The organism is Verrucosispora sp. WMMA2044, assembly GCF_027497155.1.
In the GTDB taxonomy this organism is placed as follows: domain Bacteria; phylum Actinomycetota; class Actinomycetes; order Mycobacteriales; family Micromonosporaceae; genus Micromonospora; species Micromonospora palythoicola.
The window spans coordinates 422248-446260 of record NZ_CP114913.1 but is presented as its reverse complement, the minus strand read 5'-3'; the positions used below and the strand labels follow the sequence as shown (position 1 = coordinate 446260).

The window sequence follows — 24013 nt, the reverse complement described above, 5'->3', positions numbered from 1 at the left end:
CCGACGGTCCCGGCGCCACCGGCGTCAGCGTGGCAGGCGCATCGCCATGGTCGGCGCCTCGGACATCACCGAGTCCGGGTTGTACGGCGCTCCCGCCGGGAACTCGTTCGGGCGACCGATCTGCACCCCCGGGTACAGCTCCACCATGTCACCGGTGCCGAGCACCCGGGACTGCTGTGGGGCCAGTGCGAGCCGGTCCGTCTCCGCCAGGGAGCCGCCCGGCCGTACGCCCGAACCGTTGGTGCTGACGTCGGTGGCGACGACGTCCGCGCCGCGCAACTCCAGCCGCAGGTGGTTGCGGCTGATCCAGCGTCGCGCCTCGTCGTTGAGCCACTGGCCGAGCATGATGCCGCCGGAACCCTCCGGTGCCCGGCCGATCATCACCGGCTGGTCCTCGGTGAGCACGAAACGACGACGGATCAGGCCACCGACGCGTACCGCGAGAACCTCACTGCGTGGCCGGGGCCCGGCGTCCCGCAGCCGCGAACCGTGCCGGGGGCAGGTGGGCACGCCGTTGCGCAGCGACGGCGGCGGCTGCCCGGTCGGCGCGCGGTCGATCCGGGCCAGGTCGGCGAAGGCTCCGCCGCCACCGGCACCGCCGAACAGGGTGCAGCCGGACTCGGGGCACCGCCACTCACGGGAGAGCAGCTTGGCGCCGGCCGGTGAGGGCGGGCCGGAGACCGGGGTGTGACCGCCGCCGACGTGGGCGATGAAGACCGGGCCGCCAGCACCCGGCACCGGGGCGAGGACCCGGCCCGGCTGCTCCACCAGCCAGGGGAACCGCCCACGTAGGCCGTCGAAGCGGACCCGGCTGAGCACCGGCAGGCCGAGCAGGTCGGCCACCTCCAGCATCCGGTCACCGGGGTTGTCGAGCACCTCCACCAGGCCGTCGTCGGCCCACCGACGCACCACCATCCGCTCGTTGGAGGTGAGATCGGCGTCGGAGAGCATCCCCCGGTGCACGACCGCGTAGACCGGGACGCTGTCCTCCTCCAGGCTGCGCGCCAGCGCGTCGATGACCATGCCGAGGCGCAGCGAACTGGCCGGCCGCCCACCGTCGAGATCCTGGTAGCGGATGATCTCGGCCAGGTCGAGCACCGCGCGGGCCAGTTGCGGGTCGGTGCAGACCCGACCCTCGATGGCGTCCAGCACCTTGCTGATCTCGAACCTCATCAGGCACTCTCCACGATCTCGTCGATCCGCCGGGCCAGTCGGATGTCACGCATGGTGACCCCGCCGACCGAGTGGGTCACGCAGCGGAAGGTCACCGTGCGCCACCGGATGTCGATGTCGGGGTGGTGGTCCAGTTCCTCTGCCGTGGCGGCGACCCGGTCGACCACTGCGATGGCGTCCAGGAAGCTGACCAGCTCCACGGTTCGGGTGATCCCGGCGGGGTCCCCCGACCAGCCCGCCAGCCCACCCAGCTCGTCTCGCACCGCCTCGGCGGTGAGCACCTCTGCCATGGCCAGACCCTACCGGTGCCGACCGGAACCATCGCCACGCCGTTGACGTGGACACTCTCAGCTCATCCGGCCGACGGCGGATCGCAGCCGGACCAGGTCCCTACGGCGGCGCTCGTAGGTGGTCGCCAAGCCGATCAGCGCCAGCCCGGCGGCGGCCAGAAAGGCCCACCGGGGCAGCAGATCCCAGCTGCGCACCAACTCGTACAGGGCCAGCAGGGCCAACGTGCCCGCGCCGAGCAGCACCGGCGCCTGCCAGCGGCGGACCGCACCGAGCAGCGTCGCGGCGAGCGCGACGACGCCGAGCAGCAGTCGCCGCCAGGGGTCCGGGTCGGTGCCGAACAGCACGACGGTCAGGCTGGGCAGCAGCAGGGCGGCCAGGCCCGGGCCGAGCGCAAGCCAACTGTTCAGTCCCGGCCGGGTACGCAGCCCCACCGCACCAGCACCCAGCGCCACCGCGGCCAGCGGCACCGTGTACGCCTCTAGCACGCTGACTCCGCCGGCCGCCAACAGCAGCCAGACGGCCAGCAGTTCACTGCCCCCGCCGATACCGGCGAAACCCCAGCGCCGCTCGAACGACTCGTCCCGACGCAACACCCGGACACCCATCGCGACGCCCCACAGCACGCAGATCGTCGCGGCGTGCCGGAGTGCGCCAAGGGTGAGCAGCAGCGCGAGCAGCGCCACCGCCTGCGCGGCGACGTCGAGCACCCGGCCAAGCAACACCCCCGCGGCGGGGGCGGCGGATGTCCCGGACGCCGTTCGGCTGGTCCCCGCCGCCGGCGCAACAGTCGGAGGAGGCCCTGCCGGTCGCGGCGGGTTCCACCGGCTCGACGGCAGCATCGCGGCGAGCGCCAGGGTGAGCGCGGCCACACCGAGCACCGCGAACGCAGCCACCCGCAGCGGCTGCCCGCCGGCCAGCGGTGCGGTGACCGCGAACCCGGTCGCCGCCGCCACCGCCACCAGCCAGCCGAGTACGCGTACCGGCACCGCACGGGCGGCCACGCCGACGACCGTCGCCGCCACCACCAGCAGTCCCAGCGCGCCCAGGGTGCCCGCCCGGGTGGCGTGCAGGTTGAGCAGCCCGGCGACCGCCAGCACCAGGCCGACCGGCAGGGCCACGGCACCGAACCGTCCGCCCGGGCGGGACAGCGCGACCGTCAGCAGCAGAGCCACCCCGCCGAGCAGCGCCACCGCCGGCACCACCGGCCACGGCGTGGCGGCGGCGACCAGCAGCACCGGACCGGCCGCGGCGACGAAGGGCAGCACCGCACCGGCCACCCGCCAACCACCGCCACCAGCGCCCCTGCCAGCAGCGGCTCGCGCGTCGTCGCCGCTGCCACGGCCCTCCGAACCAGCACCGACACCCGCAGCAGCGCCGGCCACGGCACTCGCCTGCGCGCCGAAGCCTCCGGCCCGGCCGGCGTCGACTCGCCGTGTCTCGGGGCCGGTGCGCGAGGCCGGCCAGACGGCCAGCGCCGCCGCCAACGCCAGCAGTGCCATGGTCAGGCCGACCGGTAGCGCGTCCGGTGACAGGCGAGTCGCCGGAACGCCGGACCATGGGGCGGGTGGCGGCCCGTACGGCGTCAGCAGGGCGGACAGCACCACCGGTAGGGCCACCACCGTCGCCACCGTGGCCAGAACCAGCCCGGCCACCGGCAACAGCCCCACCGGGCGGGCCCGGAATGCGGCGAGAGCGACAAGCGACGCCGCCACCGCCGCGTACACCGTCACCCGCTCCGCACCCGGCACGGTCAGGGGCGACAGGCCGGTCAGCACGGCCACCACGGCGAGCCCGGTCGAGGCGTACCCGGCCAGTTCGAGCCAGGACCGACGCAGCGCGAGCAGCGCCACGGCCGGCAGCGCGACGGCGGCCAGCGCGCCCCGGGCCTGCCACCACGGCGGGGCACCGACGCCGATCAGCGCGATCGCCGCCCCCGCCGGTACCACGAGCACCGCGGCGGCCAACCCGCAGCCGGCCACCGTCCGCCGCACCGCATCGCCGCGTCGGCCGGCGACCGCCGCACCGAGGCCGACGGCCAGGATCACCGCGCAGGCGGTACCGGCGCCGATCGGGTCGGCCAGACCCACCAACAGCCCGTGGCCGAGCAACACCGCACCGGCCGCCGCCGAGGTCAGCACCGCCGCCGTGGGCAGCGCCGGGCGGACCAGCGCCGCGACCAGCAGCACCGCACCCACCACGAGGTCGATCGCGACCACCGCCGGCCACGACGCGGCCCAGGCCACCGGCACGGCGAACGCGGTCGCCGCGAGAGCGGCCGCCAGCACCGCCGGCCGCGCCGCCCGGGACAGCAGCAGCGCCACCGCCGCCGAGGTCAGCGTCACCGCCACCGGCAGTTGCCACCCCCACGCGAAGGCCGGCCCCGCCGTGGCCCCCCGCCACGGCGGCAACGACCGACCCACGGCGGCACCCGCCAACAGCAGTCCCGCCAGTGCCGCCAGCAGCCCGCCACCGCCGGCCACCAGCAACGCCCCCACGCGTGGACCGGGCCGCCAGTTGGGCGGGAGCAGGCGTACCGCGCCGGCCAGTCCGGCCGCGACCAGCGCTGCCACCAGCAGCCACACCGAGGCGCGTAACTCCACCACCGGACGGAGAATCGCCGCTGCCAGCACCGGCACCAGCGCGCCGCTCGCCACCGCCCGCGCCGGCCCGCCGCCGGCCAGCAACGCCGCACCCAACGCGGTGAGCGCCACCAGCAGCATCGGCCCACCGGCCAGCAGCGGTACGCCACCCGCCCGGCCGACCAACAGCGGCACCAGCGCACCGCCCGCGGCGAGCAACAGCCAACCGGCGAACCCGACCCAGGCCAGCGCTGAGCCGGCCAGCCGCATCGCCGGTGTCGGCGCGGCCCCCTCGTCCGCGCCGACACCGGCCCGCCGCCGCAGCGCCACCACCACCGCCAGGTCGACCAGTGCCACCCCGACGAAGACCACCGACCAGCCGGCCGGTCCCGGGCGAGCCTCGGCGGCGAGCAACGGCAGCAGCGGCTGGCCGACGAGCAGCGCGGCGAACCACGGCACGGCCAGTCGGCTGAGTCGGGCGTAGCCGATCGCCACCGCCGTGGCGATGGCGGCCACCAGGGCGGCGTACCGGCTGCCCGGCCAGGCGGTCACCCCGAACAGGTCGACCGTCCAGGCGGCGTACCCGTCGAGCAGCACCAGCAGCAGCCCGACGGCGGCGAACGTCTCGGCGGTGCCACGCAGCCCCCGCCAGCGGGCGACGAGCGGCACGGCCAGCAGCAGCGCGGTGAACGCCAGCAGGATCACCGCCCGGCCGGCCACCCCGACCGAGGCCCAGGCCACCGCGGTGAAGACCGTCGCCGCCGTGCCGAGCAGCAGTCCACCCAGGACGAAGAGCAGGCCCTGCACGGTCCGCGTCGACGTCTCCGCGCCACCCGGGCGCGCCGAGACGGAAGCGGGCCGGCCGCCGGTCGACACCGGAGCGGGCGCCGAGTGCCCGCCGACGGTCGGTGGGGCGCGGTGGCCCGGCGGCGCGGTGGGCACCGGGAACTCGGCCCGGACCGCGGCGGCCAGTTCGTCCCGCCGTCGCCGCACCGCATCCAGCCGCCCGGTCAGCCCCTCGTACGCCTGACGGGCCCGCTGCACCTCACCGCCCAGCGCGACGATCTCCCGGTCGAGCCGGATCACCTCGGCGGCGGCCTCGTGCGGCGGTCGGCCGCAGCCGGTGCAGCCGGAGGTCAGATTCGCCGGGCTTCCGCAGGCCGGGCAGGGGTAGGCGTTGTCCACGCCGTCATCCTCGACGGCCGGACGCCGCCGGCACCAGAGTGCGCGTACTCAGGAGCGGGTGTGCTCGAAGACCCAGGCGGCGTACCCGGGATGGCCGCACTCCACCCGGGTGACCAGAATCTCCGGCACCTCGTAGGGATGGCTGGCCCGCAACTGCTCGACCAACGCATCGACCCGGTCGGGCGCGGTCTTGAACTGCACCGACCATTCGGTGCTGGTCTCCACGCCCGACCGCCACCAGTACGTGCTGTCCACCTGGCCACCCACCTGCGCGCAGGCCGCCAACCGCCCGGCCACCGCGGCGGCGGCCAGCAGGTCGGCGACCGACCGCGCGTCGACCACCGTCGTCACCACGCTGATCTGCTCCACCCGCGCACCCTACGTCGCGTCGTCGCGGTTGGTCGCGATCCACTCGTCTATCCGACTCCACCATTCGTAGAGCCAGTCGATGCGCTCCTGCCGGCCGGTCGGCACCTCCTCCGGCGGCACCGACCAGAACCGCATCACCAGCCGCTTGTCCATCGGCAGTTCCCGCCACACGTCGGTGACGGTGAGCATCCGGTCCAGTCCGGTGTGCGCCACGAAGATCACCCCGGCGTCGGGTGCGGCGTCCAACGCCGCCAGCAGCCCACCCGGCTGTGGGGCGAGCACGTGCCGCATCGCCTCCGCCTTCAGCGCCATCCGCTCGTGCCCCCGGTCGCGCAGTCGGGCGATGGCCCGCAATCGGCGTTTCGGGGTGAAGTTGCTGCCCTCGGGAAAGATCACGAAGGCGTCGTCCTCGTCCAACCCGGTGGCCAGATGCCCGACCTGCTCGGTCAGCGAGCCCCGCCCGTCGTGCCCCGGCGCGATGAACCGGCTCGGCAGCCGGTTGAGCAGCACGTCGATCGCCGGATCCCACTGAAGCGTGTCCTTGAGCACGATCCGTGGCTCCCGTCGGAACCAGTTCACCAACGCGTGGATCAGGATGAACGAGTCACCCGGACCGGCGTGCCGGCACAGCACCAGTTCCGGTCGGCCCGGCAGGGCGGTGTCCGGGTCGGTACCGACCACATCGATGCGCAGCCGCAGCATCGACCGGGCCTGCCAGAAGAACACCCGCAGGAACCAGCCGGCCAGCACGTAGTGGGCCCGCTGGAAGGCCGGCGCGCGCACCCGCCAGCCGAATCCGGAGCCGACCCAGAGCCCGAAGAGGCTCAGCAGCGCCGCCGCGTCCCAGACCAGGTAGAAGCAGCCGAGCCAGAGCAACCGCAGGGGACGGAGGTGCCCGGGGACGAACGGGGACACGGCGAGGGCGAGCAGGGCCCACAGCGGCACCGTGGTGACCAGCAGGATCGCCAGCAGAACCACGCCCGGTGCCAGCAGCAGTCGGCGCAGCCAACGCGGCGGTAACGGCATTTCAGCGGTCCAGGTTGGCCAGGTAGTGCCGGGAGGCCGAGTAGGCCCGGCTGATCCGTCGGCCCACCGCCGCCATGTCCCGGTACGCCCACGGAGTGTCGTCGCGTGGCTCCAGCCCGCCGGTCGGCAGCACGTGCACCTCCACCCCGTCGGGCAGGGCGGCCATCTCGCGGGCGAACCGGTGCCGGCGGGCGATCTCGAACGCGACCTGGGCGATCTCCCAGGGTCGCCGGGGCGGTGTCAGCGCCCGCTCGATCCGGCCCACCTGGAGTACGAAGATCCGGCCGGCGCCGGCCGCGACCGCCTCGCCGATCGGGATGGAGTTGACGATCCCGCCGTCGACGTAGTGCTGGTCACCGATGCGGGCCGGCGGCAGCAGTCCCGGCACCGAGGCGGAGGCGAGGACGGCCGGCACCACCGGCCCGCTGACGAACCAGTGCTCGGCGGCCCGCTCGATGTTCGCCGCGCAGCAGCGGAACGGAATCTTCAGATCGGCGAAGGTGGTCTGGGCGCCGAGTTCGTTCTCCAACAGCTTCCGCAGCGGCCGGGGCGAGTGCAGATGGGTACGGGCGGCGAAGCGTCGCAGCTGCCGGGCGACCGAGTCGCCGTACACCTCGCTGGCCTCCGGGGAGGCCCACAGCCGTACCAACCGGTCGGTCACCGCCTCGGACGGGTCGGCCGCCACCAGGGCGCCGTTGACCGCACCGATGGAGGTGCCGAGGACCAGGTCGGGCCGGATTCCGGCCCGGAACAGGGCGCGCAACATGCCCACCTCGACCGCGCCCAGGACGCCCCCGCCGCCGAGCACGAAAGCCACCGGTCCCCGCGCCATGCCGTTCATCCTGGCACGGCCGGGCACCGACGGTCCCCTCCCGTACGCCCTCGCCCCCGTGGCACCCCCACCGTTACGCGACGCCACCGGCCAGTCGCACCCACCGATATGCATCGAGGCCCGTTGACAGGTGAGCAACATTCGCGCAACCTGATACCGCTCCCACCTATGAGGCAGGTGCGATCCGTGAAGCCAGCGCTGCAGCCCGGCCGGTTGCTGGCCACCAGATACCGGCTGATCGACCAGATCGGCTCCGGCGGCATGTCGGTGATCTGGCGGGCCCACGACGAGGTACTCGACCGGGTGGTCGCACTGAAGGTGCTCGCCCCGTCACTGGCCGCCGACGCCAGGTTCCGCGACATGGTCCGCGAGGAGGCCCGCGCCGCCGCGCAGCTGGTCCACCCGAACGTCACCTCGGTGCACGACTACGGCGAGACGGTGTCGCCGGACGGCGCCATCACCTCGTTCGTGGTGATGGAACTGCTCGCCGGTGAGGAGCTGGAGTTCCGGCTCACCGAGGGTCCGCTGCCGTGGCCACAGGCGGTCGAGATCGGCGCCCAGGTCGCCGACGCGCTGGCCGCCGCCCACCGGCTCGGCATCGTGCACCGGGACATCACCACGGCCAACGTGATGATGACCCAGGTCGGCGCGAAGGTGCTCGACTTCGGCATCGCCACCCGGATCGGTGCCCCCGACGACGACGAGGACGGTGCCACCTTCGGCACCCCCGCGTACGTGGCGCCGGAGCGGCTCGACGGCGCGCCGGCCCAACCGGCGACCGACGTCTACTCGCTCGGGGTGCTGCTGCACGAGACCCTGACCGGCCGGGTGCCGTACCCGGCGGACACCTGGGACGAACTCACCGTGGCGCTCGCCGAGCGCCCACCGCCGTCGCTGGTCGGGGTGCCGGGGTTGCCGGCCACGGTGGCCGAGATCTGCCTGCGCTGCCTGTCGCGGGACCCTGCCGACCGCCCCACCGCGCGGCAGGTGGCCACCGTGCTGCGTGACCAGATGCTGCCCGCTGATCCGCAGGCCAACACGATGCTCGCGCCCACCGTCACGCTGCCCACCACACGCCGGGCCGACGCCCCGGTTCCTGCCTGGGTCCTACCGACCGTCGGCCCCACCGCTTTGCAGCCTGCCCTCGCCGGGGCCGTCTCCGGCGCTCCGGCGGGCACCTCGGTCGCTCCCGGTGGCACGGTCGACGGCGCCGCCGGGCAGCCGTCCGGGCGCGACGCACAGACCGCTACCGGGGTGCTCGACGGCGGGTCCGTCCCGGTCTCCGGGGTCGATCCGGGGCGGGGGCGGCGGTTACCGCGCCCGGCACCGGTGACCGGCGACGACCCACAGCGGGGGCGGCGACCGTGGCGCCCGCTGCTCGTCACGGCGGCCGTGGTCACGCTGGTCGCCGCGGCGCTGACGGTGCCGGCACTGCTGCCGGACGATGACGCCGGACCGCCCGCCGTGCTACCCACGACCGGACCGACGGCGACGTCCGAGCCGGCCCCACCGGATGCCACCGCCAGCGTGCCGCCGACCCCCGCGCCGTCGAGCACCTCGGCCACGCCAGCGGCGACGACCGGCGCGCCGAATCCGCCCCCGGGTGGCGGCGACAGCCTCGTCGAGGCCGCGAACCGCCTGGACCAGGTGATCGGTGCCGGTCTCGCCGACGGTGGCATCCGTGACGATGTCGGCATCGACCTGCGGAACGAACTGCGCAACCTGACCCGGGAAGTGACCGGGGGCGAGGGTGAGCTGGGGCCCGGCGTCGCCCGGCTCCGGGAGAAGGTCTCCATCCGACTGCGCGAGAAGGGTCTGAGCCCGGCGTACGCGCAGCAGTTGGACGCGGCGATCACCGCGCTCGGTGCCGCGCAGGTCTGAGCGGCACGACCGGTCAGGCCGGGGTGACCCGGGCCGGCTCGCGAACCGCGGCCCGGGGGGTCGCGGCCGCGAGGAAGCGGCGGTACACCTCCTCGTAGCCGGCGGCCATCCGCTCGGTGGAGAAGGTCCGGGCCACGTGCGCCACGCAGTCCTCCGGGTCGAGGTCCACAGCCCGCCGCAGGGCCGCCGGCAGCTCGTCCGGCCGCTGGCAGATCAGCCCGCTCACCCCGGGGCGGACCAGTTCCGGCACCGCTCCCCGGTCCAGCGCCACCACCGGCGTCCCGGTCGCCATCGCCTCCAGCATCACGATGCCGAACGGCTCCTCCCACTGGATCGGCATGACCAGGCAGCGCGCCTGGACCAGCAGCCGCAGCACGGCCTTCCGGTCGGCGTCGAGCACCACCGTGACGTCCGGCCCGAGCATCGGCCGGATCACCTCGTCGTAGTAGCGCCGCTCGGCGGGCTCGTTGCACTTGCCGGCCAGCACCAGCGGCAGATCGGCCGCACGGCAGGCGCGGATGGCCAGTTCCGGCCCCTTGTCCGGGCTGAACCGGGCGAGCCACAACACGGGCCCGTGGCTGGGGGCCTCCTTGCGCGGGAAGCCGTCCAGGCTCATCGCGTTGTGCACGGTGCCGACCCAGGGCAGCTGCGGATTCAACCCCCGTTGGGTGTGTGAGATCGCCACCAGGCCAACCCCCCGGTCGGTGTCGCTGAGCACCGTGCCGTACTCGCCCACCGGGTTGCCGTGCACCGTTGCCACGGTGGGTACCTGCCGTCGCCCGGCCACCAGCGGACCGATCGTGCTGTGGTCGTGCACGATGTCGAAATCGGCCGGACTGAGCAGATGGTTGACCCGGGCCAGGTGGGCCAGTTCGGGCAGCGCCTCACCGAGGCGGTCGAACTGCAACTCGTCGAGGGTGGCGAGGAAGTCGGCGGCGGTGCCGTGCGCCGCGCCGGCACCCATCAGCGTCACCGCGTGCCCCCGGGCGATCAGGGCGTCGACCAGACCAGCCACCACGTGTTCCAGTCCGCCGTAGCCCGGCGGCGGCACCGACAGCCAGGGCGGCACGACCATGGCGATCCGCAACCGCTGCTCGCGCGCAAGGTTGTCGGCCACGTGCCCTCCCCGTTGCTGTGCGGGCGTCGACCCCGATCGGCTCCCCTGCTGGGATCGAGCGTCTTCCCGGTCCGGGCATGGACAAACCGGGGGCCGGATCGCCGGGTCAACCGCCCACCAGCAGGTGATCGCGTACCATGCACACGCCCTCGGCCGACCACGCGATCCGTTCCGCCTGATCCCGCTCCCACCAGGACCGCACCGCCCCGCTCAGGGTCACCGTGTCGCCGCGTACCTGGACGATCACCCGTTCCGTGCCGATTCCCCGCATCAGAGCCCGTTGCACGTCACTGCGAATCCGGTCGACGTCGGCCGGCGCGGCGGGCCGCACCTCGACCAGGTTGGTGACGCCGCGTACGCCCCGCAGCCGGCGCAACTCCCGCTCGGCGGTCCGCCGCTGCCAACCGAACTCCACGGTGCCGCGTAGCATCAGCCACCCGTCGGAGACGGTGAGGTCCAGCCGCTCGGCCGGCACGAAGCTGTGCCACTCCAGGGCCCGGCTGGCCGCGATCGCCAGGTCGCCGTCGGTGATGTCGACCGGACCGGTGGGTCGTACCTCGATGTCGTCGGCGACCGCCCGCACCCCGCGTACCCGTTGGGCCCCGCGCACCGCCGCCCACCTGCGGGCGGCGCTGTCCACGCCGCCGGCCAGCGACACCACTCCGTCGCGCACGCTCACCCCGATGTCGGTGGAGCGCACCTGCGCGTCCCAGGCGAGTTCGGCGAGCACGTCGCGCTGGATCTGGTCGTCACTGCGGGTAGCCGTCGCCGTGGTCATGACACCCTCCGGTTCCGCTGCGGCAGTCTCCGTCGCCGATGTTGCCGACCGGCAGGGTGAGGTTGGTTCACCCGGTCGGGGTGAACGGGCTCGAGATGGAGGAAGGGCGGCGGGTGCCATGGCCAACCCCCTTGGCCACGCCACCCGCCGCCCCGGAGGGAGGAAGCAGGTCCTGTCTCGTTAGGACGCTTCGGCGAGCGTCACGGTTGCCGTCGCCTCGGCCCCATTTCGCTGGTACGTCACCTCGACCTGGTCACCGACCTTGCCGGCCTGGACGGCGGCCACCAGATCGCTGGAGTCGTTGATCACCTTGTCGCCGAACCGGGTGATGACGTCACCCTGTTGCAGCCCGGCCCGCTCGGCCGCGCTGCCCGGGTTCACCGCGCCGATCAGCGCGCCACCGTCGGGCGCCGCGTTCACGCTGACCCCCAGCGACGGGTGGCTGATCTTCTCGCCGCGCTGGAGCTTCTCCGCGACGTCCTTGGCCTTGTTGCTCGGGATGGCGAAGCCCACGCCGATGTTGCCGGTGTTGCCCTGCCCCGCGGTGGCGATCGCGGTGTTGATGCCGATCACCTCGCCGCGGGTGTTCACCAGTGCGCCACCCGAGTTGCCCGGGTTGATCGGCGCGTCGGTCTGCAACAGCCCGGAGATCGAGCTGACCGCCTGGCCGGGGAGCTGCTGCCCCCCGCCGGCCTGGATGGTGCGGTCCCGGGCGCTGAGGATCCCCGCGGTGACCGAGCCCTGCAGGCCGAGCGGACTGCCCAGGGCGAGCACCTGGTCGCCGACCTGCATCGCGTCGCTGTCGCCGAGGGTGGCCGGCTGGAGATCGGTCAGCCCGTTCGCCTTCAGCACCGCGAGGTCGGTCTTCGGGTCGGTACCGACAACCTCGGCCTGGGTGCTGGTGCCGTCGGCGAAGAAGACCCGGACCGTGTCGCCACCCCCGGCGATCACGTGGTTGTTGGTCAACACGTAGCCGTCGGCACTGAGCACCACGCCGGAGCCCTCACCACTGCCGGTGCTGATGGACACCACGCTGTCCTGCACCGACGCGGCGATGCGCGGCAGGTCGGCGCCGTCGATCACGGGTGCGGCGCTGTAGGTGCGGGTGATGCCGCCGCCGTCGCTGAGCGCCAGGGTGAGCGCCCCACCGGCGACGCCGCTGCCCAGCATCAGGGCGAACACCGCCACGCCGGCTCCGGCAAGCTTGGCGATCTTGCCGAGGCGGGGGCCGCTGGACGGAGTGGGTGCCCACGGGGCCGGCTGCCCCGGGTACCCGCCCGGCGTTCCGGGCTGCCCCGGGTAACCACCCGGCGTGCCGCCGGCCTGCCCCGGATACCCGGACTGGGCGACGTCCGGGCCGGTCGGCTGGCCGCTCCAGGCCGGCTGGCCGGGATACCACGGGTTTGCGGGGTAGCGGGCGCCCGGCTGGTATGGATGCTGGTGCTGGTGGCCGCCGGTCGGCGCCCAACTGGGCTGACCGGAAACCGGCTGTGCCGCCGGGGTCGAGCCGGCGGCGGCGGGGGCCGGCCGGCTCGGTGCGGCGTCCGGTCCACCCGAGGACGGGTCGACGGCCCGGACCGGTACGGTCGGCGCCTCGACCGTCGGGTCGGCGTCGGGACGGTCAGTGGACGGAGAGTCGGACCGCGCGTACTCGGCGCGGGACAGCTCGGGTTGCGACGGCTCGGCGTCGGTGGGGGCCGGCCGCCGCGGGTCGGACTCGTACTCGGTCATGCCCCTACCTTCTCCCATCGCTCTGCGTCCCGCCTTGGGCGGAACTGAGGATTGGCTGAAAATCACTGATCGTCGATGTCGGTGGCCGGTGCGAGCGGCAGCCGTACCCGGAAGGTGGCACCACCACCCGGCGTCTCGCTCACCTCCACCGTGCCCTGGTGCACGGTCACCAGCGCGGCGACGATGGCCAGGCCGAGACCGGTGCCGGTGTTGCCGTCGGTCCGCCGGGTACGCGAGGCGTCCACCCGGTAGAAGCGCTCGAAGACCCGCTCCGCCTGCTCGGCGGTGAGCCCCGGCCCGGTGTCGGCCACCTCGATCACCGCCAGGCTGCCGGGCTCGGCGCGCAGCCGCAACGTCACCGCCGCACCGGGCGGGGTGTGCCGCAGCGCGTTCGTCATCAGGTTGCCGATCACCTGCCGCAACCGGGCGTCGTCGCCGCGTACGACGAGCGGCCCGGAGCCCGGCTCGATCTCCAGCTCGATGCGCCGGTCCGGTGCCGTCGCGCGGGCCGCCGCCACCGCGTCCGCGGCCAGTACCGGCAGCTCCACCGGGGCGAGCGAGAGCGGTCGTTCGCGATCCAGCCGGGCCAGCAGCAGCAGGTCCTCCACCAGCAGTCCCATCCGGGCCGCCTCGTCCTCGATGCGGCGCAGCAGGTCGGAGGTCTGCTCCGGGGCGCGGGCGGCACCCTGGCGGTACAGCTCGGCGAAGCCCCGGATCGTGGTCAGCGGGGTACGCAGTTCGTGCGAGGCGTCCGCCACGAACTGCCGCATCCGTTCCTCGGAGCGGCGGGCCCGGGCCTCGGAAATGCGGGCCCCCTCGGCGGCCTCCCGGGCCGCGGACTCCGACGCCGCCCGGGCGGTGAAGGCCATCTCGATCTGACTGAGCATCGCGTTCAGGGCCCGGGACAACCGGCCCAGTTCCGAGGTCGGGCAGGGTTGGCCGTCCTCCGGGTCGGGGACCCGGCGACTGAGATCACCACCGGCGATGGCGGCGGCGGTGCGTTCGATCTCCACGAGCGGCTTGAGGCTGGTCCGGACGATCGCCGCGCCGACCGAGGCGAGCAGCACCAGCACCGCCCCACCGACCAGCAGGTCGATCCAGATGAGCCGCTTCACCGCCTGCTCCACGTCGGTGAGGTGCTGCCCGATCGCAGCCCACTGCCCGTTGGGTAGCTCGGTGTAGAGCATCCGCCAGCGCACGTCGGTGCCTCGCGCCCGGGTATCGAACGGTTTCCCGGCCAGTTGCTGGAAGCCGGCGGCGTCCTCGGGCCAGTGCGGCAGGTCGGCAGCGTCGAACCGGCGTTCGTCGAACCCGTAGTCTTTGACCAGCCCGGTGCTGCGGCTGGTCACCACCACCACGTAGTCGGTGGGGATGACCGAGTCGGGCGGGATGTAGACCTCCGCCCAGGGCTTGCCGGCCAGATCGCTCTCGATGGTTTCGACCGCGCTTGTCAGCTCCTCGTCCACCTGGTCGACCAGGTAGCTACGAAGAAAGATCGTGGTCAGTGAGGCGATCACCAGCAACGCGGCGGCGACCAGGGTCAGCACGGCCGCGACCAGCTTGACCCGCAGCGGTACCGCGCGGAGTCGGGTCTTGCCCTGCTGTACCGCGTTCACGCCGCCGGCTTGCGCAGGACGTACCCGACGCCGCGCAGGGTGTGGATCAGCCGGGGATCGGTCGTGTCGACCTTGCGGCGCAGGTACGAGATGTACGACTCGACGATGTTGTCGTCGCCCCGGAAGTCGTAGTTCCACACGTGGTCGAGGATCTGCGCCTTGGACAGCACCCGGTTGGCGTTGAGCATCAGGTAGCGCAGCAGCTTGAACTCGGTCGGCGACAGCTGCACCCGCTGACCGGCCCGGTACACCTCGTGGGTCTCCTCGTCCAACTCCAAATCGGCGAAGGTGAGCCGGGCGGGTGCCTGCTCGCCGGTACTGGTGCGGCGCAGCACCGCCCGGATCCGGGCGGTCAGTTCCTCCAGGCTGAACGGCTTGGTCACGTAGTCGTCGCCGCCCAGGGTGAGCCCACGGATCTTGTCGTCGGTGGCGTCGCGGGCGGTGAGGAAGACCACCGGCGTACGGGTGCCGCCCTCGCGCATCATCCGGATCACCTCGAACCCGTCGAGGTCCGGCAGCATCACGTCGAGCACCACCAGGTCGGGGCGATGATCCCGGGCCGCGCTCAGCGCGGCGCTGCCGCTGGTGGCGGTGGCCACGTCGAATCCCGCGAAGCGCAGGCTCGCGGAGAGCAGTTCGAGGATGTTGGGATCGTCCTCGACGACGAGCAGTCGCGCCTCGGTCTGGGTAGCGGCCATACCGCCCATCATCCGCGCAGACACTGCGCCTCCGCTGGGCGGATCCTGGAAAAACCCTGTGAGCGGCGGGTGTCGGAGCTGCTTCAGCCACCGGGCCCGTCGCCGGGCACCGACGGTCAGGCGGCCAGCGGCAGCTCCCGTTCCGGCTGCCCGGCGGGTGAGCCAGCCGCCGCACCGGCCGGCGACGTCACGGCCGGAGACCGGGTCGGCACCGGTAGCACGGTCGCCGTGGGCCGTGCCGGCGCACGGACCGGCTGTTCGGGCGCGGGCCCGGCGACCACCGGAGCGGTCAGCGCCACCGACGCCGACGGTACGAGGTGCACGGCCGATTCGGCGACCCGGGCGAGTGCCCGCCGGTCGGCGGACCGTCCCGGGTGCAGGGGGGCGGCGATGTCGACGCAGACCGTCAGCTTCCGCACCGCGAGCATCCGCCGCACCGAGCGCAGCAGGGTCTCGTCGCCGACGAAGGCCGGGGCCGTGGTGGTCTCACCGGTCACTCCGCACCGGTAGCCGATCCGCAGTGGCACGACGGGCGCCCCGGCGTCGATCGCGGCCTGGAACATCGCCGGCCGGAAACCCGTCGGCGGACGGCAGGACGCCGCGCCGCCGCACCAGGTGGTGCCCTCCGGGAAGACCGCGACCGAGCGGCCCGACCGCAGCGCCGAGGCGACCCGGCCCACCGTGGCGGGCAACCCGCGAGGCCGGGAGCGATCCACGAACACGGTCCCGGCCGCGCGGGCGAGCAGCCCGATCAGTGGCCACCGGCGCACCTCCTGCTTGGCCACCAGCCGGGCCGGCGCGACCGCGAGCAGCGCCAGGACGTCCCACCAGGAGACGTGGTTGGCGACCAGCAGGACCCGCCGGCGGGGCAGCCGACCGCGCACTTCGAGGCGTACTCCGCAGGCGCGGGCCGTGATGCGGGCCCAGCCGCGTAGCGCGGCCTGACGCTCCCGGGTCGGTAGCGCCGGAAGCAGGGCCGCCAGCCCGATGCCGAGCCCGAGCATGCCGAGCAGGCCGGCGGCACGGCCCAGTTGCCGGAACACCGGGATGGCGGGTGCCTCGCCCGGGCCGGGGAGACAGGCCGGACCACAGCCGGAGCTGGGCCGCCACAGCGGGCTCACGGTTGCCCGCCGAGGAAGTGCCGCAGGTAACGCGGGTTGATCCGGTCCATCGAGAGCAGCACGTAGAAGTCGGCCACCCCGAAGTCCGGGTCGTACGCCGGTTCGCCACAGACCTGCGCGCCGAGCCGCAGGTAGCCGCGCAGCAGCGGCGGGACCAACCGGGCCGATCCGGCGATCGTCTCGGTCGGCACACCCGGTTCGGCGAACCAGGGCCGCAGCGGCCGGACCCGCAACGGCTCCGGTGCCAGGTGCTTCGCCCGGGCCTGGGCCCAGACCTCGGCGGCGGCGAGACCACCGTCGGCCACCGGCACGGAGGCACACCCGCCGAGCCAGCGCAGCCCTCGCAGGTGCAGGTAGCGGGCGATGCCCGCCCACATCAGGTTGATCACCGCCCCGCTGCGGTGCGCGGGGTGCACGCAGGACCGGCCGGCCTCGACCAGTTGGGTCCGCAACGGGTCGAGCGCGCTCAGGTCGAACTCGCCCGCCGCGTATCGGCGGCTGGTCCGCCCCGGCGGAAGCAGCCGGTACGTGCCGACCACCTCGCCGCTGCTCTCCTGGCGCACCACCAGGTGGTCGCAGTACGGGTCGAAGATGTCGCGGTCGAGGCCCGCCGTGTCGGTGGACACGGTGGCGCCCAACTCGCCGGCGAACACCTGATGACGCAGGCGTTGCGCGGCCTCGACCTGGCTGGGGTTGTCGGCGATCGAGAGGGTGTAGCCGCTGGTCGTCAGTGCGACGTCCACGGCTGGCAGAACGGCCATGCCCTCTGTGTAGCGCCCGGTCGGTTGCCGGCCATGGTGACCAGCGGTGTCGATCCGGTGAACGCCGGTCGGCGACCGGTGGCCGACCCGCCGCGCCGGGCGTCGGCGACGACGTGCGAGGCTGCCGGTGTCGGCGACGAGGCCGGGCGGGCGGAGGGCTTGATGATCATCGAGGGACGCTTCAACGGACCACCGGGCTCGGGCAACGGCGGCTGGAGCGCCGGGGTCTTCGCCACCGCGTACGGCGGGCACGGTCCGGTCGAGGTGACCCTGCGCCGACCGCCGCCGCTGGACACCCCGCTGACCCTTGTCGACGCACAGGTGCGCGACCCGGCCGGCGAGGTCATCGCGCAGCTGCGCCCGGCAGGCGACCTCGGCGAGGCCGTCCCCCCGGTGGACCTGGCGTCCGCCCGGGCCGCGTCGGCGGCGTACCCGGGGCTGGTGGAGCACCCGTTCCCCGGCTGCTACGTCTGTGGTCCGCAGCGCACCGACGGTCTGCGGATCTTTCCGGGTCGGCTGCCGGACGGCCGGACGGCCGCGCCGGTTCGGGCACCCCGGCAGGTCGTCCCCGCCACGGTCTGGGCCGCCCTGGACTGCCCCGGCGGCTGGGCGGTGATCGGTGCCGGCCGGCCGTACGTGCTGGGCCGGATCGCGGCCCGGATCGAGGCGTTGCCCCGCCCCGACGACGAGTGCGTGGTGACCGGTGCGGTGATCGGCACCGAGGGCCGCAAGGCGTTCGTGCACACCAGCCTGTACGCCCCGGACGGCCACCCGCTCGGTCACGCCCGGGCGACCTGGATCGCCGTGTAGACACGGTGGTCGATCGGCTCGTACCTGGGGATGAGACGTCTCCTGCCTGAGACGGACCACGATTTCCCGAACGAGCCCGATTGAATTACTTGACCATTAACGTCACGCTGTGCAACGGCGCACCCCGGCGCCACACGGGAGGAGAACGATGACCGACGGGCGACCAAGCCCCACCAACGACGCCCAGATCGTGGTTTCCGGTCTGACCAAGCGGTACCGCAACGTGGTCGCGGTCAACAACCTGTCGTTCACGGTCGAACCGGGTCGGGTCACCGGCTTCCTCGGCCCGAACGGTGCGGGTAAGACCACCACCCTGCGGATGCTGCTGAACCTGGTCACCCCGACCGCCGGCACGGCCACCATCGGCGGTCGGCGCTACCCCGACCTGGCCGACCCGCTGCGGCACGTCGGCGCGGTCCTGGAGGCGTCCAGCGCGCACAAGGGGCGCACCGGCATCAACCACCTGCGAGTGATCTGCGCGGCCGCCGGGCTGCCGCGGGAGCGGGCCGACCAGGCGTTGGAGCTGGTCGGGCTGACCCCTGCGGCCAAGCGCAAGTTCAAGGGTTACTCGTTGGGCATGAAGCAGCGGCTCGGCATCGCCGCGGCGATGCTCGGCGACCCCCGGGTGCTGATCCTCGACGAGCCGGCCAACGGCCTGGACCCGGAGGGCATCCGGTGGATGCGCGGGTTCCTCAAGGGCCTGGCCGCCGAGGGCCGCACCGTGCTCGTCTCCAGCCACCTGCTCTCCGAGATGCAGTTGCTGGCCGACGACGTGGTGATCATCGCGGCCGGACAGCTGGTCCGGCAGGGTCCGGTGGAGCAGGTGATCGGGTCGATGGCGCAGGGCGTCCGGGTGCGGGTCCGCACCCCACAGGCCGACGCGCTGACCGCCGCGCTGAAGGGCGGGCCGGCCACGGTGGAGAACGACGGACAGGGTGCCCTGCTGATCGGCGGGGTCGACGCGCCGACGGTGGGTCGGACGGCTCTGACTGCCGGGGTGGAACTGCACGAGCTGACCACTGAACGACCCGACCTGGAACGCGTGTTCCTGGAACTGACGGCCGGAAAGGCGGGCATCCGATGAGCAACCTTGTCCGCTCCGAACTACTCAAGATCCGTACGACCAGCACCTGGTGGTGGTTGGCCATCGGGGCGTTCCTGTCGATCGCCCTGGCCTTCGCCTTCAACGCGTGGCTGGCCACCGAGACGCTCAGCGGCGGTGGCGAGGAGTTCGGCTACACCGGCGACGCCGCCTCCGCACCGGCCCAGGCGGCGAACCTCTACACCTCGGGGCAGTACCTGGGGCTGATGTTCGTGATGCTCATCGGCATCCTCATGGTCACCAACGAGTTCTTCCACCAGACCGCGACCACGACGTTCCTGGCCACCCCGCGACGCACCTCGGTGATCGTCAGCAAGCTCGTCGCGGCCAGCCTGCTCGGCTTCGCGTTCTGGCTGGTGACCACGATCATCGATCTCGCCGCCGGTGCGACGTTCCTGTCCCTCAACGACTACGGCACCCAGCTCGGCGAGTGGGAGGTCCAGCGGGCCCTGCTGCTCAACCTGATGGCGTACGCGATCTGGACGGTGCTCGGCGTGGGCATCGGCACGCTGATCACCAACCAGTTGGGCGCGGTGATCACCGCCTCGGTGCTCTACCTGATCGGCACCCAGGTGGTGGGGCTGCTCTTCCTGCTGTTGGCCAACTTGCTGGACAACATGGCCGTGATCAAGTGGCAGGTGCTCTGGCCGGCCGCCGCCTCCCAGGTCATGATCACGCCGGGCGAGAACGAGATGTTGCCGGTGTGGTGGGTCGGCGCACTCGTACTGGTGGGCTACGCCGTGGTCAGCGGCGTGGCCGGGATCCTCATCACCCGGCGCCGCGACATCTCCTGACACCCGGGCGGCCGACCCGGTCGCCCCGTCCCGACGGGTCCGGTGCACCGGTGGACAGCCGGCGCACCGGGCCCGTCGGCCTTAGCAGCGATCAAGGGAATACGCAGCGCTAACCGAACTTCTGGCATCTTCTGTGAATCCGACCACGGGACGGAGGCGGAAATGCCCCGGAGTCGGCTACGGCGTAGCCTGGAACCGTCCTGTGCGCCCGTCCCGGCGCATCGGGCACCGCGTGACACACAAACCCGCGTGAAAGAGGCGATTACCGGCCGTGTCGACCCAGCAGACTTCGCAGGAGAACCCACTGGCGGGTTTCGGCCCGAACGAGTGGATCGTCGAGGAGATGTACCAGCGCTACCTCGCCGATCCCCGCAGCGTCGACCCGGCCTGGCACGACTTCTTCGCCGACTACCGGCCCGGTCAGAACACAGCGGGCACCGGTGACGGGCGGCCGGCCACCACCGCCGCCAAGGACGCGACCCCGGCCAGGACCGAGACGGCCACCAAGAGCGAACCGGCGGCCAAGGCCGAGCCGACGGGCAAGGCCGAGCCGACGGGCAAGGCCGAGCCGACGGGCAAGGCCGAGCCGGCAGCCAAGGGCGACCGCCGCGCGGCGGCGGAGACCTCGAAGCCGGCGTCCGCCGCGTCCAAGTCGACCACCGCGAAGCCCGCCGCTGCCAAGCCCGCCGCCGCCAAGGCCGAGCCGACGAAGAGTCAGCCCACCCGGACCGCGCCCACCACCGGCGGGCCACAGACCACGCCGCTGCGCGGAGTGGCCGCCAAGATCGTCCAGAACATGGACGCGTCGTTGGCCGTACCGACCGCGACGAGCGTCCGAGCCGTGCCGGCCAAGCTCCTGGTCGACAACCGCATCGTGATCAACAATCACCTCGCCCGGGGACGCGGCGGCAAGGTCAGCTTCACCCACCTGATCGGCTACGCCCTGGTGCGGGCGCTCGTCGCCCACCCCGAGATGAACAACTCCTTCGCCGAGGTCGACGGCAAGCCGGTGATGGTCCGCCCCGAGCACGTCAACCTGGGCATCGCCATCGACCTGACCAAGCCCGACGGCAGCCGCAACCTGGTGGTTCCCTCCATCAAGGCCTGCGAGCAGATGGACTTCCGGCAGTTCTGGCAGGCGTACGAGGACGTCGTCCGGCGCGCCCGCCGCAACGAGCTGACCATGGAGGACTACTCCGGCACCACCATCTCGCTCACCAACCCCGGCGGCATCGGCACCGTGCACTCGATGCCGCGACTCATGCAGGGCCAGAGCGCGATCATCGGAGTCGGCGCCATGGAGTACCCGGCGCCGTACCAGGGCATGAGCGAGGCCACCCTGGCCGAGCTGGCGGTCAGCAAGGTCATCACGCTGACCAGCACGTACGACCACCGGATCATCCAGGGCGCGCAGTCCGGCGAGTTCCTCAAGGTCATGCACGAGCTGATGCTCGGCGAGCACGGCTTCTACGACCAGATCTTCACCTCGCTGCGGATCCCCTACGAGCCGGTGCGCTGGATGCGCGACGTCGCGGTCGACAGCGAGGGGCAGATCAACAAGACCGCCCGGGTCCACGAGCTGATCCACTCCTACCGGGTGCGCGGTCACCTGATGGCCGACACCGACCCGCTGGAGTTCAAGATCCGTAAGCACCCGGATCTGGATGTCCTCCAGCACGGGCTGACCCTGTGGGACCTGGACCGCACCTTCCCGGTGAACGGCTTCGCCGGCCGGCAGCGGATGAAGCTGCGGGAGATCCTGGGGGTCCTGCGCGACTCGTACTGCCGCCGGGTCGGCATCGAGTACATGCACATCCAGGACCCGGCCGAGCGCCGCTGGATCCAGGAGCGGGTCGAGCGCAAGTACGAGAAGCCGCCGGCCGGCGAGCAGAAGCACGTGCTCAACCGGCTCAACGCGGCCGAGGCCTTCGAGACGTTCCTGCAGACCAAGTACGTCGGCCAGAAGCGCTTCTCGCTGGAGGGTGGCGAGTCGCTCATCCCGCTGCTCGGTGAGGTGCTGGAGAACGCCGCCGAGGGCGGGCTGGACGAGGTCGTCATCGGCATGGCCCACCGGGGTCGACTCAACGTGCTGGCCAACATCGTCGGTAAGCCGTACGAGAAGATCTTCTCCGAGTTCGAGGGACACCTGGACCCACGCTCCACCCAGGGCTCGGGCGACGTGAAGTACCACCTGGGCCAGAACGGCAAGTTCACCACTCCCGACGGCGACCACGCCGTCAAGGTGTCGGTGGTGGCGAACCCGTCGCACCTGGAGGCCGTCGACCCGGTGCTGGAGGGGATCGTCCGGGCCAAGCAGGACCGCATCGACCTCAAGCTGGAGGGCTACACCGTGCTGCCGCTGGCGGTGCACGGCGACGCGGCCTTCGCCGGCCAGGGCGTGGTGGCCGAGACGCTGAACCTCTCCCAGTTGCGCGGTTACCGCACCGGCGGGACGGTCCACGTGGTGGTCAACAACCAGGTCGGTTTCACCACCGCGCCGGAGTACAGCCGCTCCAGCCTCTACAGCACCGACGTGGCCCGGATGATCCAGGCCCCGATCTTCCACGTCAACGGTGACGACCCGGAGGCCGTCGTCCGGGTGGCCCGGCTCGCCTTCGAGTACCGCCAGGCATTCAACAAGGACGTCGTCATCGACCTGGTCTGCTACCGGCGGCGCGGGCACAACGAGGGCGACGACCCCTCGATGTCCAACCCCCAGATGTACCGGATCATCGACTCGAAGCGCTCGGTCCGCAAGCTCTACACCGAGGAGCTGATCGGGCGGGGTGACATCACCGTGGAAGACGCCGAGGAACTGCTGCGCGACTACCAGGCGCAGTTGGAGCGGGTCTTCAAGGCCACCCGCGACGCGGCCAGCACGCCACGTCAGCTGAGCCGCCCACCCCGGCAGGACGAGCCCGAGCCGCAGGTGGAGACGGCGACCGAGGCTTCGGTCATCAAGGCCATCGGTGAGGCGCACGTCAACCTGCCCGACGGTTTCACCCCGCACAAGCGGATCCGGCAGCTGCTCGACCGGCGGGCCCGGATGGCCGTCGAAGGCAACATCGACTGGGGTTTCGGCGAGATCATCGCCTTCGGTGCGCTACTGCACGACGGGGTCACCGTCCGGCTCGCCGGGCAGGACTCGCGTCGCGGCACCTTCGTGCAGCGGCACGCCTCGATCGTCGACGCGGAGACCGGCGACGACTACCTGCCACTGCAGTCGCTCACCGCCGACGGCGAGCGGTCCCGGTTCTTCGTGCACGACTCGCTGTTGAGCGAGTACGCCGCGATGGGCTTCGAGTACGGCTACTCGGTGGAGAACCTGGAGGCGCTGGTCTGCTGGGAGGCGCAGTTCGGTGACTTCGTCAACGGTGCCCAGTCCGTGATCGACGAGTTCATCTCCTCGGGCGAGGTGAAGTGGGGCCAGCGTTCCGCCGTGACCCTGCTGTTGCCGCACGGCCACGAGGGTCAGGGACCGGACCACACCTCCGGCCGCCCGGAGCGCTTCCTCCAGCTCTGCGCCGAGGACAACATGCGGGTGGCGAACCCGACGACGCCGGCGAACTACTTCCACCTGCTGCGCCGGCAGGCGTTGTCGCCCAAGCGCAAGCCGCTCGTGGTGTTCACGCCGAAGTCGCTGTTGCGGCACAAGCTCTGCGTCTCCTCGGTGGAGGACTTCACCACCGGCGGCTTCTCCCCGGTGCTGGCCGACCCGGCGGCCGGCAACGCCGAGCGGGTCAAGCGGGTGCTGCTCTGCTCGGGCAAGGTCTACTACGACCTGTTCCAGGCCCGGCAGGAGCGCGGCATCAGCAACACGGCGATCATCCGGCTGGAGCAGCTCTACCCGATGCCGGTGGAGGAGATCCGGGCCGCGCTCGCCCAGTACCCGAACGCGGAGGACTTCGCCTGGGTGCAGGAGGAGCCGGCCAACCAGGGCGCCTGGTCGTTCGTCGCGCTCAACCTGCTGGAGCACCTCGACGATGTTCGGCTTCGCCGCATCTCCCGTCCGGCCGCCGCGGCGCCGGCAGTCGGGTCGGCGAAGATGCACGAGGTCGAGCAGACCGCGCTGATCGAGGCGGCACTTCCCCGCCCCTGACGAGAACTGACCCGGTCCCGTCCCGCCCCAGGGTGGGACGGGACCGGACG

The 24013-nt window shown here is 72.7% G+C and carries 18 protein-coding genes; 5 read left to right on the top strand and 13 right to left on the bottom strand.

Going from position 1 to position 24013, the window contains the following annotated elements; genetic code table 11:
• Window positions 1-24: 24 nt before the first annotated feature.
• Genes O3597_RS02075 through O3597_RS02050 form a run of 6 tightly spaced genes read right to left on the bottom strand, consistent with a single transcriptional unit; the run spans window position 25 to window position 7455 of the window.
• Window positions 25-1173, bottom strand: coding sequence for an FHA domain-containing protein (locus O3597_RS02075; protein WP_281603113.1), 1149 nt, complete (start codon window positions 1171-1173; stop codon window positions 25-27).
• Entirely contained in the window at window positions 1173-1463 is a 291-nt protein-coding gene (locus O3597_RS02070; protein WP_164447688.1) for a 4a-hydroxytetrahydrobiopterin dehydratase, read from the bottom strand. The genes O3597_RS02075 and O3597_RS02070 overlap by 1 nt, the downstream gene beginning before the upstream one ends.
• Before the next feature lie 57 nt (window positions 1464-1520).
• On the bottom strand, window positions 1521-5228 hold the full coding sequence (locus tag O3597_RS02065) for a hypothetical protein (RefSeq protein WP_281603112.1): 3708 nt from the start codon (window positions 5226-5228) through the stop codon (window positions 1521-1523).
• 48 nt (window positions 5229-5276) lie between these two features.
• Window positions 5277-5597: a divalent-cation tolerance protein CutA gene (cutA, locus tag O3597_RS02060; protein ID WP_269738116.1), complete on the bottom strand. Its 321-nt coding sequence runs from the start codon at window positions 5595-5597 to the stop codon at window positions 5277-5279.
• 9 nt (window positions 5598-5606) lie between these two features.
• Window positions 5607-6623 (bottom strand): 1-acyl-sn-glycerol-3-phosphate acyltransferase, encoded by a 1017-nt coding sequence (locus tag O3597_RS02055; protein WP_164447694.1) that lies wholly within the window; start codon window positions 6621-6623, stop codon window positions 5607-5609.
• A gap of 1 nt (window position 6624) precedes the next feature.
• Window positions 6625-7455: a patatin-like phospholipase family protein gene (locus O3597_RS02050; RefSeq protein WP_164447695.1), complete on the bottom strand. Its 831-nt coding sequence runs from the start codon at window positions 7453-7455 to the stop codon at window positions 6625-6627.
• Between the two features lie 186 nt (window positions 7456-7641).
• On the opposite strand from O3597_RS02050, the gene O3597_RS02045 reads away from it, so the two are divergent.
• The gene (locus O3597_RS02045) at window positions 7642-9336 is read left to right on the top strand and encodes a serine/threonine protein kinase (RefSeq protein WP_281603111.1); all 1695 of its coding nucleotides are present in this window, start codon (window positions 7642-7644) and stop codon (window positions 9334-9336) included.
• A gap of 13 nt (window positions 9337-9349) precedes the next feature.
• On the opposite strand, the gene O3597_RS02040 is transcribed toward O3597_RS02045, so the two are convergent.
• The 7 genes from O3597_RS02040 to O3597_RS02010 all read right to left on the bottom strand — a co-directional run bounded on the left by O3597_RS02040 (window position 9350) and on the right by O3597_RS02010 (window position 17158).
• The gene (locus O3597_RS02040) at window positions 9350-10411 is read right to left on the bottom strand and encodes a glycosyltransferase (RefSeq protein WP_281604451.1); all 1062 of its coding nucleotides are present in this window, start codon (window positions 10409-10411) and stop codon (window positions 9350-9352) included.
• Window positions 10412-10559: 148 nt separating this feature from the next.
• Window positions 10560-11231: a BON domain-containing protein gene (locus O3597_RS02035; RefSeq protein WP_281603110.1), complete on the bottom strand. Its 672-nt coding sequence runs from the start codon at window positions 11229-11231 to the stop codon at window positions 10560-10562.
• 180 nt (window positions 11232-11411) lie between these two features.
• On the bottom strand, window positions 11412-12962 hold the full coding sequence (locus O3597_RS02030) for a trypsin-like peptidase domain-containing protein (protein WP_281603109.1): 1551 nt from the start codon (window positions 12960-12962) through the stop codon (window positions 11412-11414).
• A gap of 62 nt (window positions 12963-13024) precedes the next feature.
• Window positions 13025-14578 (bottom strand): HAMP domain-containing sensor histidine kinase, encoded by a 1554-nt coding sequence (locus tag O3597_RS02025; protein WP_281603108.1) that lies wholly within the window; start codon window positions 14576-14578, stop codon window positions 13025-13027.
• Complete coding sequence (locus O3597_RS02020) at window positions 14575-15276, bottom strand: response regulator transcription factor (protein WP_099853003.1); 702 nt, start codon at window positions 15274-15276, stop codon at window positions 14575-14577. Before O3597_RS02020 ends, O3597_RS02025 begins: the two co-directional genes overlap by 4 nt.
• Window positions 15277-15392: 116 nt before the next feature.
• On the bottom strand, window positions 15393-16397 hold the full coding sequence (locus tag O3597_RS02015; protein ID WP_281603107.1) for a lysophospholipid acyltransferase family protein: 1005 nt from the start codon (window positions 16395-16397) through the stop codon (window positions 15393-15395).
• On the bottom strand, window positions 16394-17158 hold the full coding sequence (locus tag O3597_RS02010; protein ID WP_164447702.1) for a GNAT family N-acyltransferase: 765 nt from the start codon (window positions 17156-17158) through the stop codon (window positions 16394-16396). Before O3597_RS02010 ends, O3597_RS02015 begins: the two co-directional genes overlap by 4 nt.
• Before the next feature lie 162 nt (window positions 17159-17320).
• Here O3597_RS02010 and O3597_RS02005 point away from each other — a divergent pair, with 162 nt between their 5' ends.
• From O3597_RS02005 to O3597_RS01990, 4 genes are all read left to right on the top strand, one after another.
• Window positions 17321-17968 carry a hypothetical protein gene (locus O3597_RS02005; RefSeq protein ID WP_281604450.1) on the top strand — a complete coding sequence of 216 codons (648 nt, stop codon included), beginning with the start codon at window positions 17321-17323 and terminating at the stop codon, window positions 17966-17968.
• Window positions 17969-18116: 148 nt separating this feature from the next.
• Complete coding sequence (locus tag O3597_RS02000; protein ID WP_164447703.1) at window positions 18117-19052, top strand: ATP-binding cassette domain-containing protein; 936 nt, start codon at window positions 18117-18119, stop codon at window positions 19050-19052.
• Window positions 19049-19864, top strand: coding sequence for an ABC transporter permease (locus tag O3597_RS01995; protein WP_164447704.1), 816 nt, complete (start codon window positions 19049-19051; stop codon window positions 19862-19864). The genes O3597_RS02000 and O3597_RS01995 overlap by 4 nt, the downstream gene beginning before the upstream one ends.
• Window positions 19865-20135: 271 nt before the next feature.
• Window positions 20136-23963, top strand: coding sequence for a multifunctional oxoglutarate decarboxylase/oxoglutarate dehydrogenase thiamine pyrophosphate-binding subunit/dihydrolipoyllysine-residue succinyltransferase subunit (locus O3597_RS01990; protein ID WP_281603106.1), 3828 nt, complete (start codon window positions 20136-20138; stop codon window positions 23961-23963).
• Window positions 23964-24013: the final 50 nt, after the last annotated feature.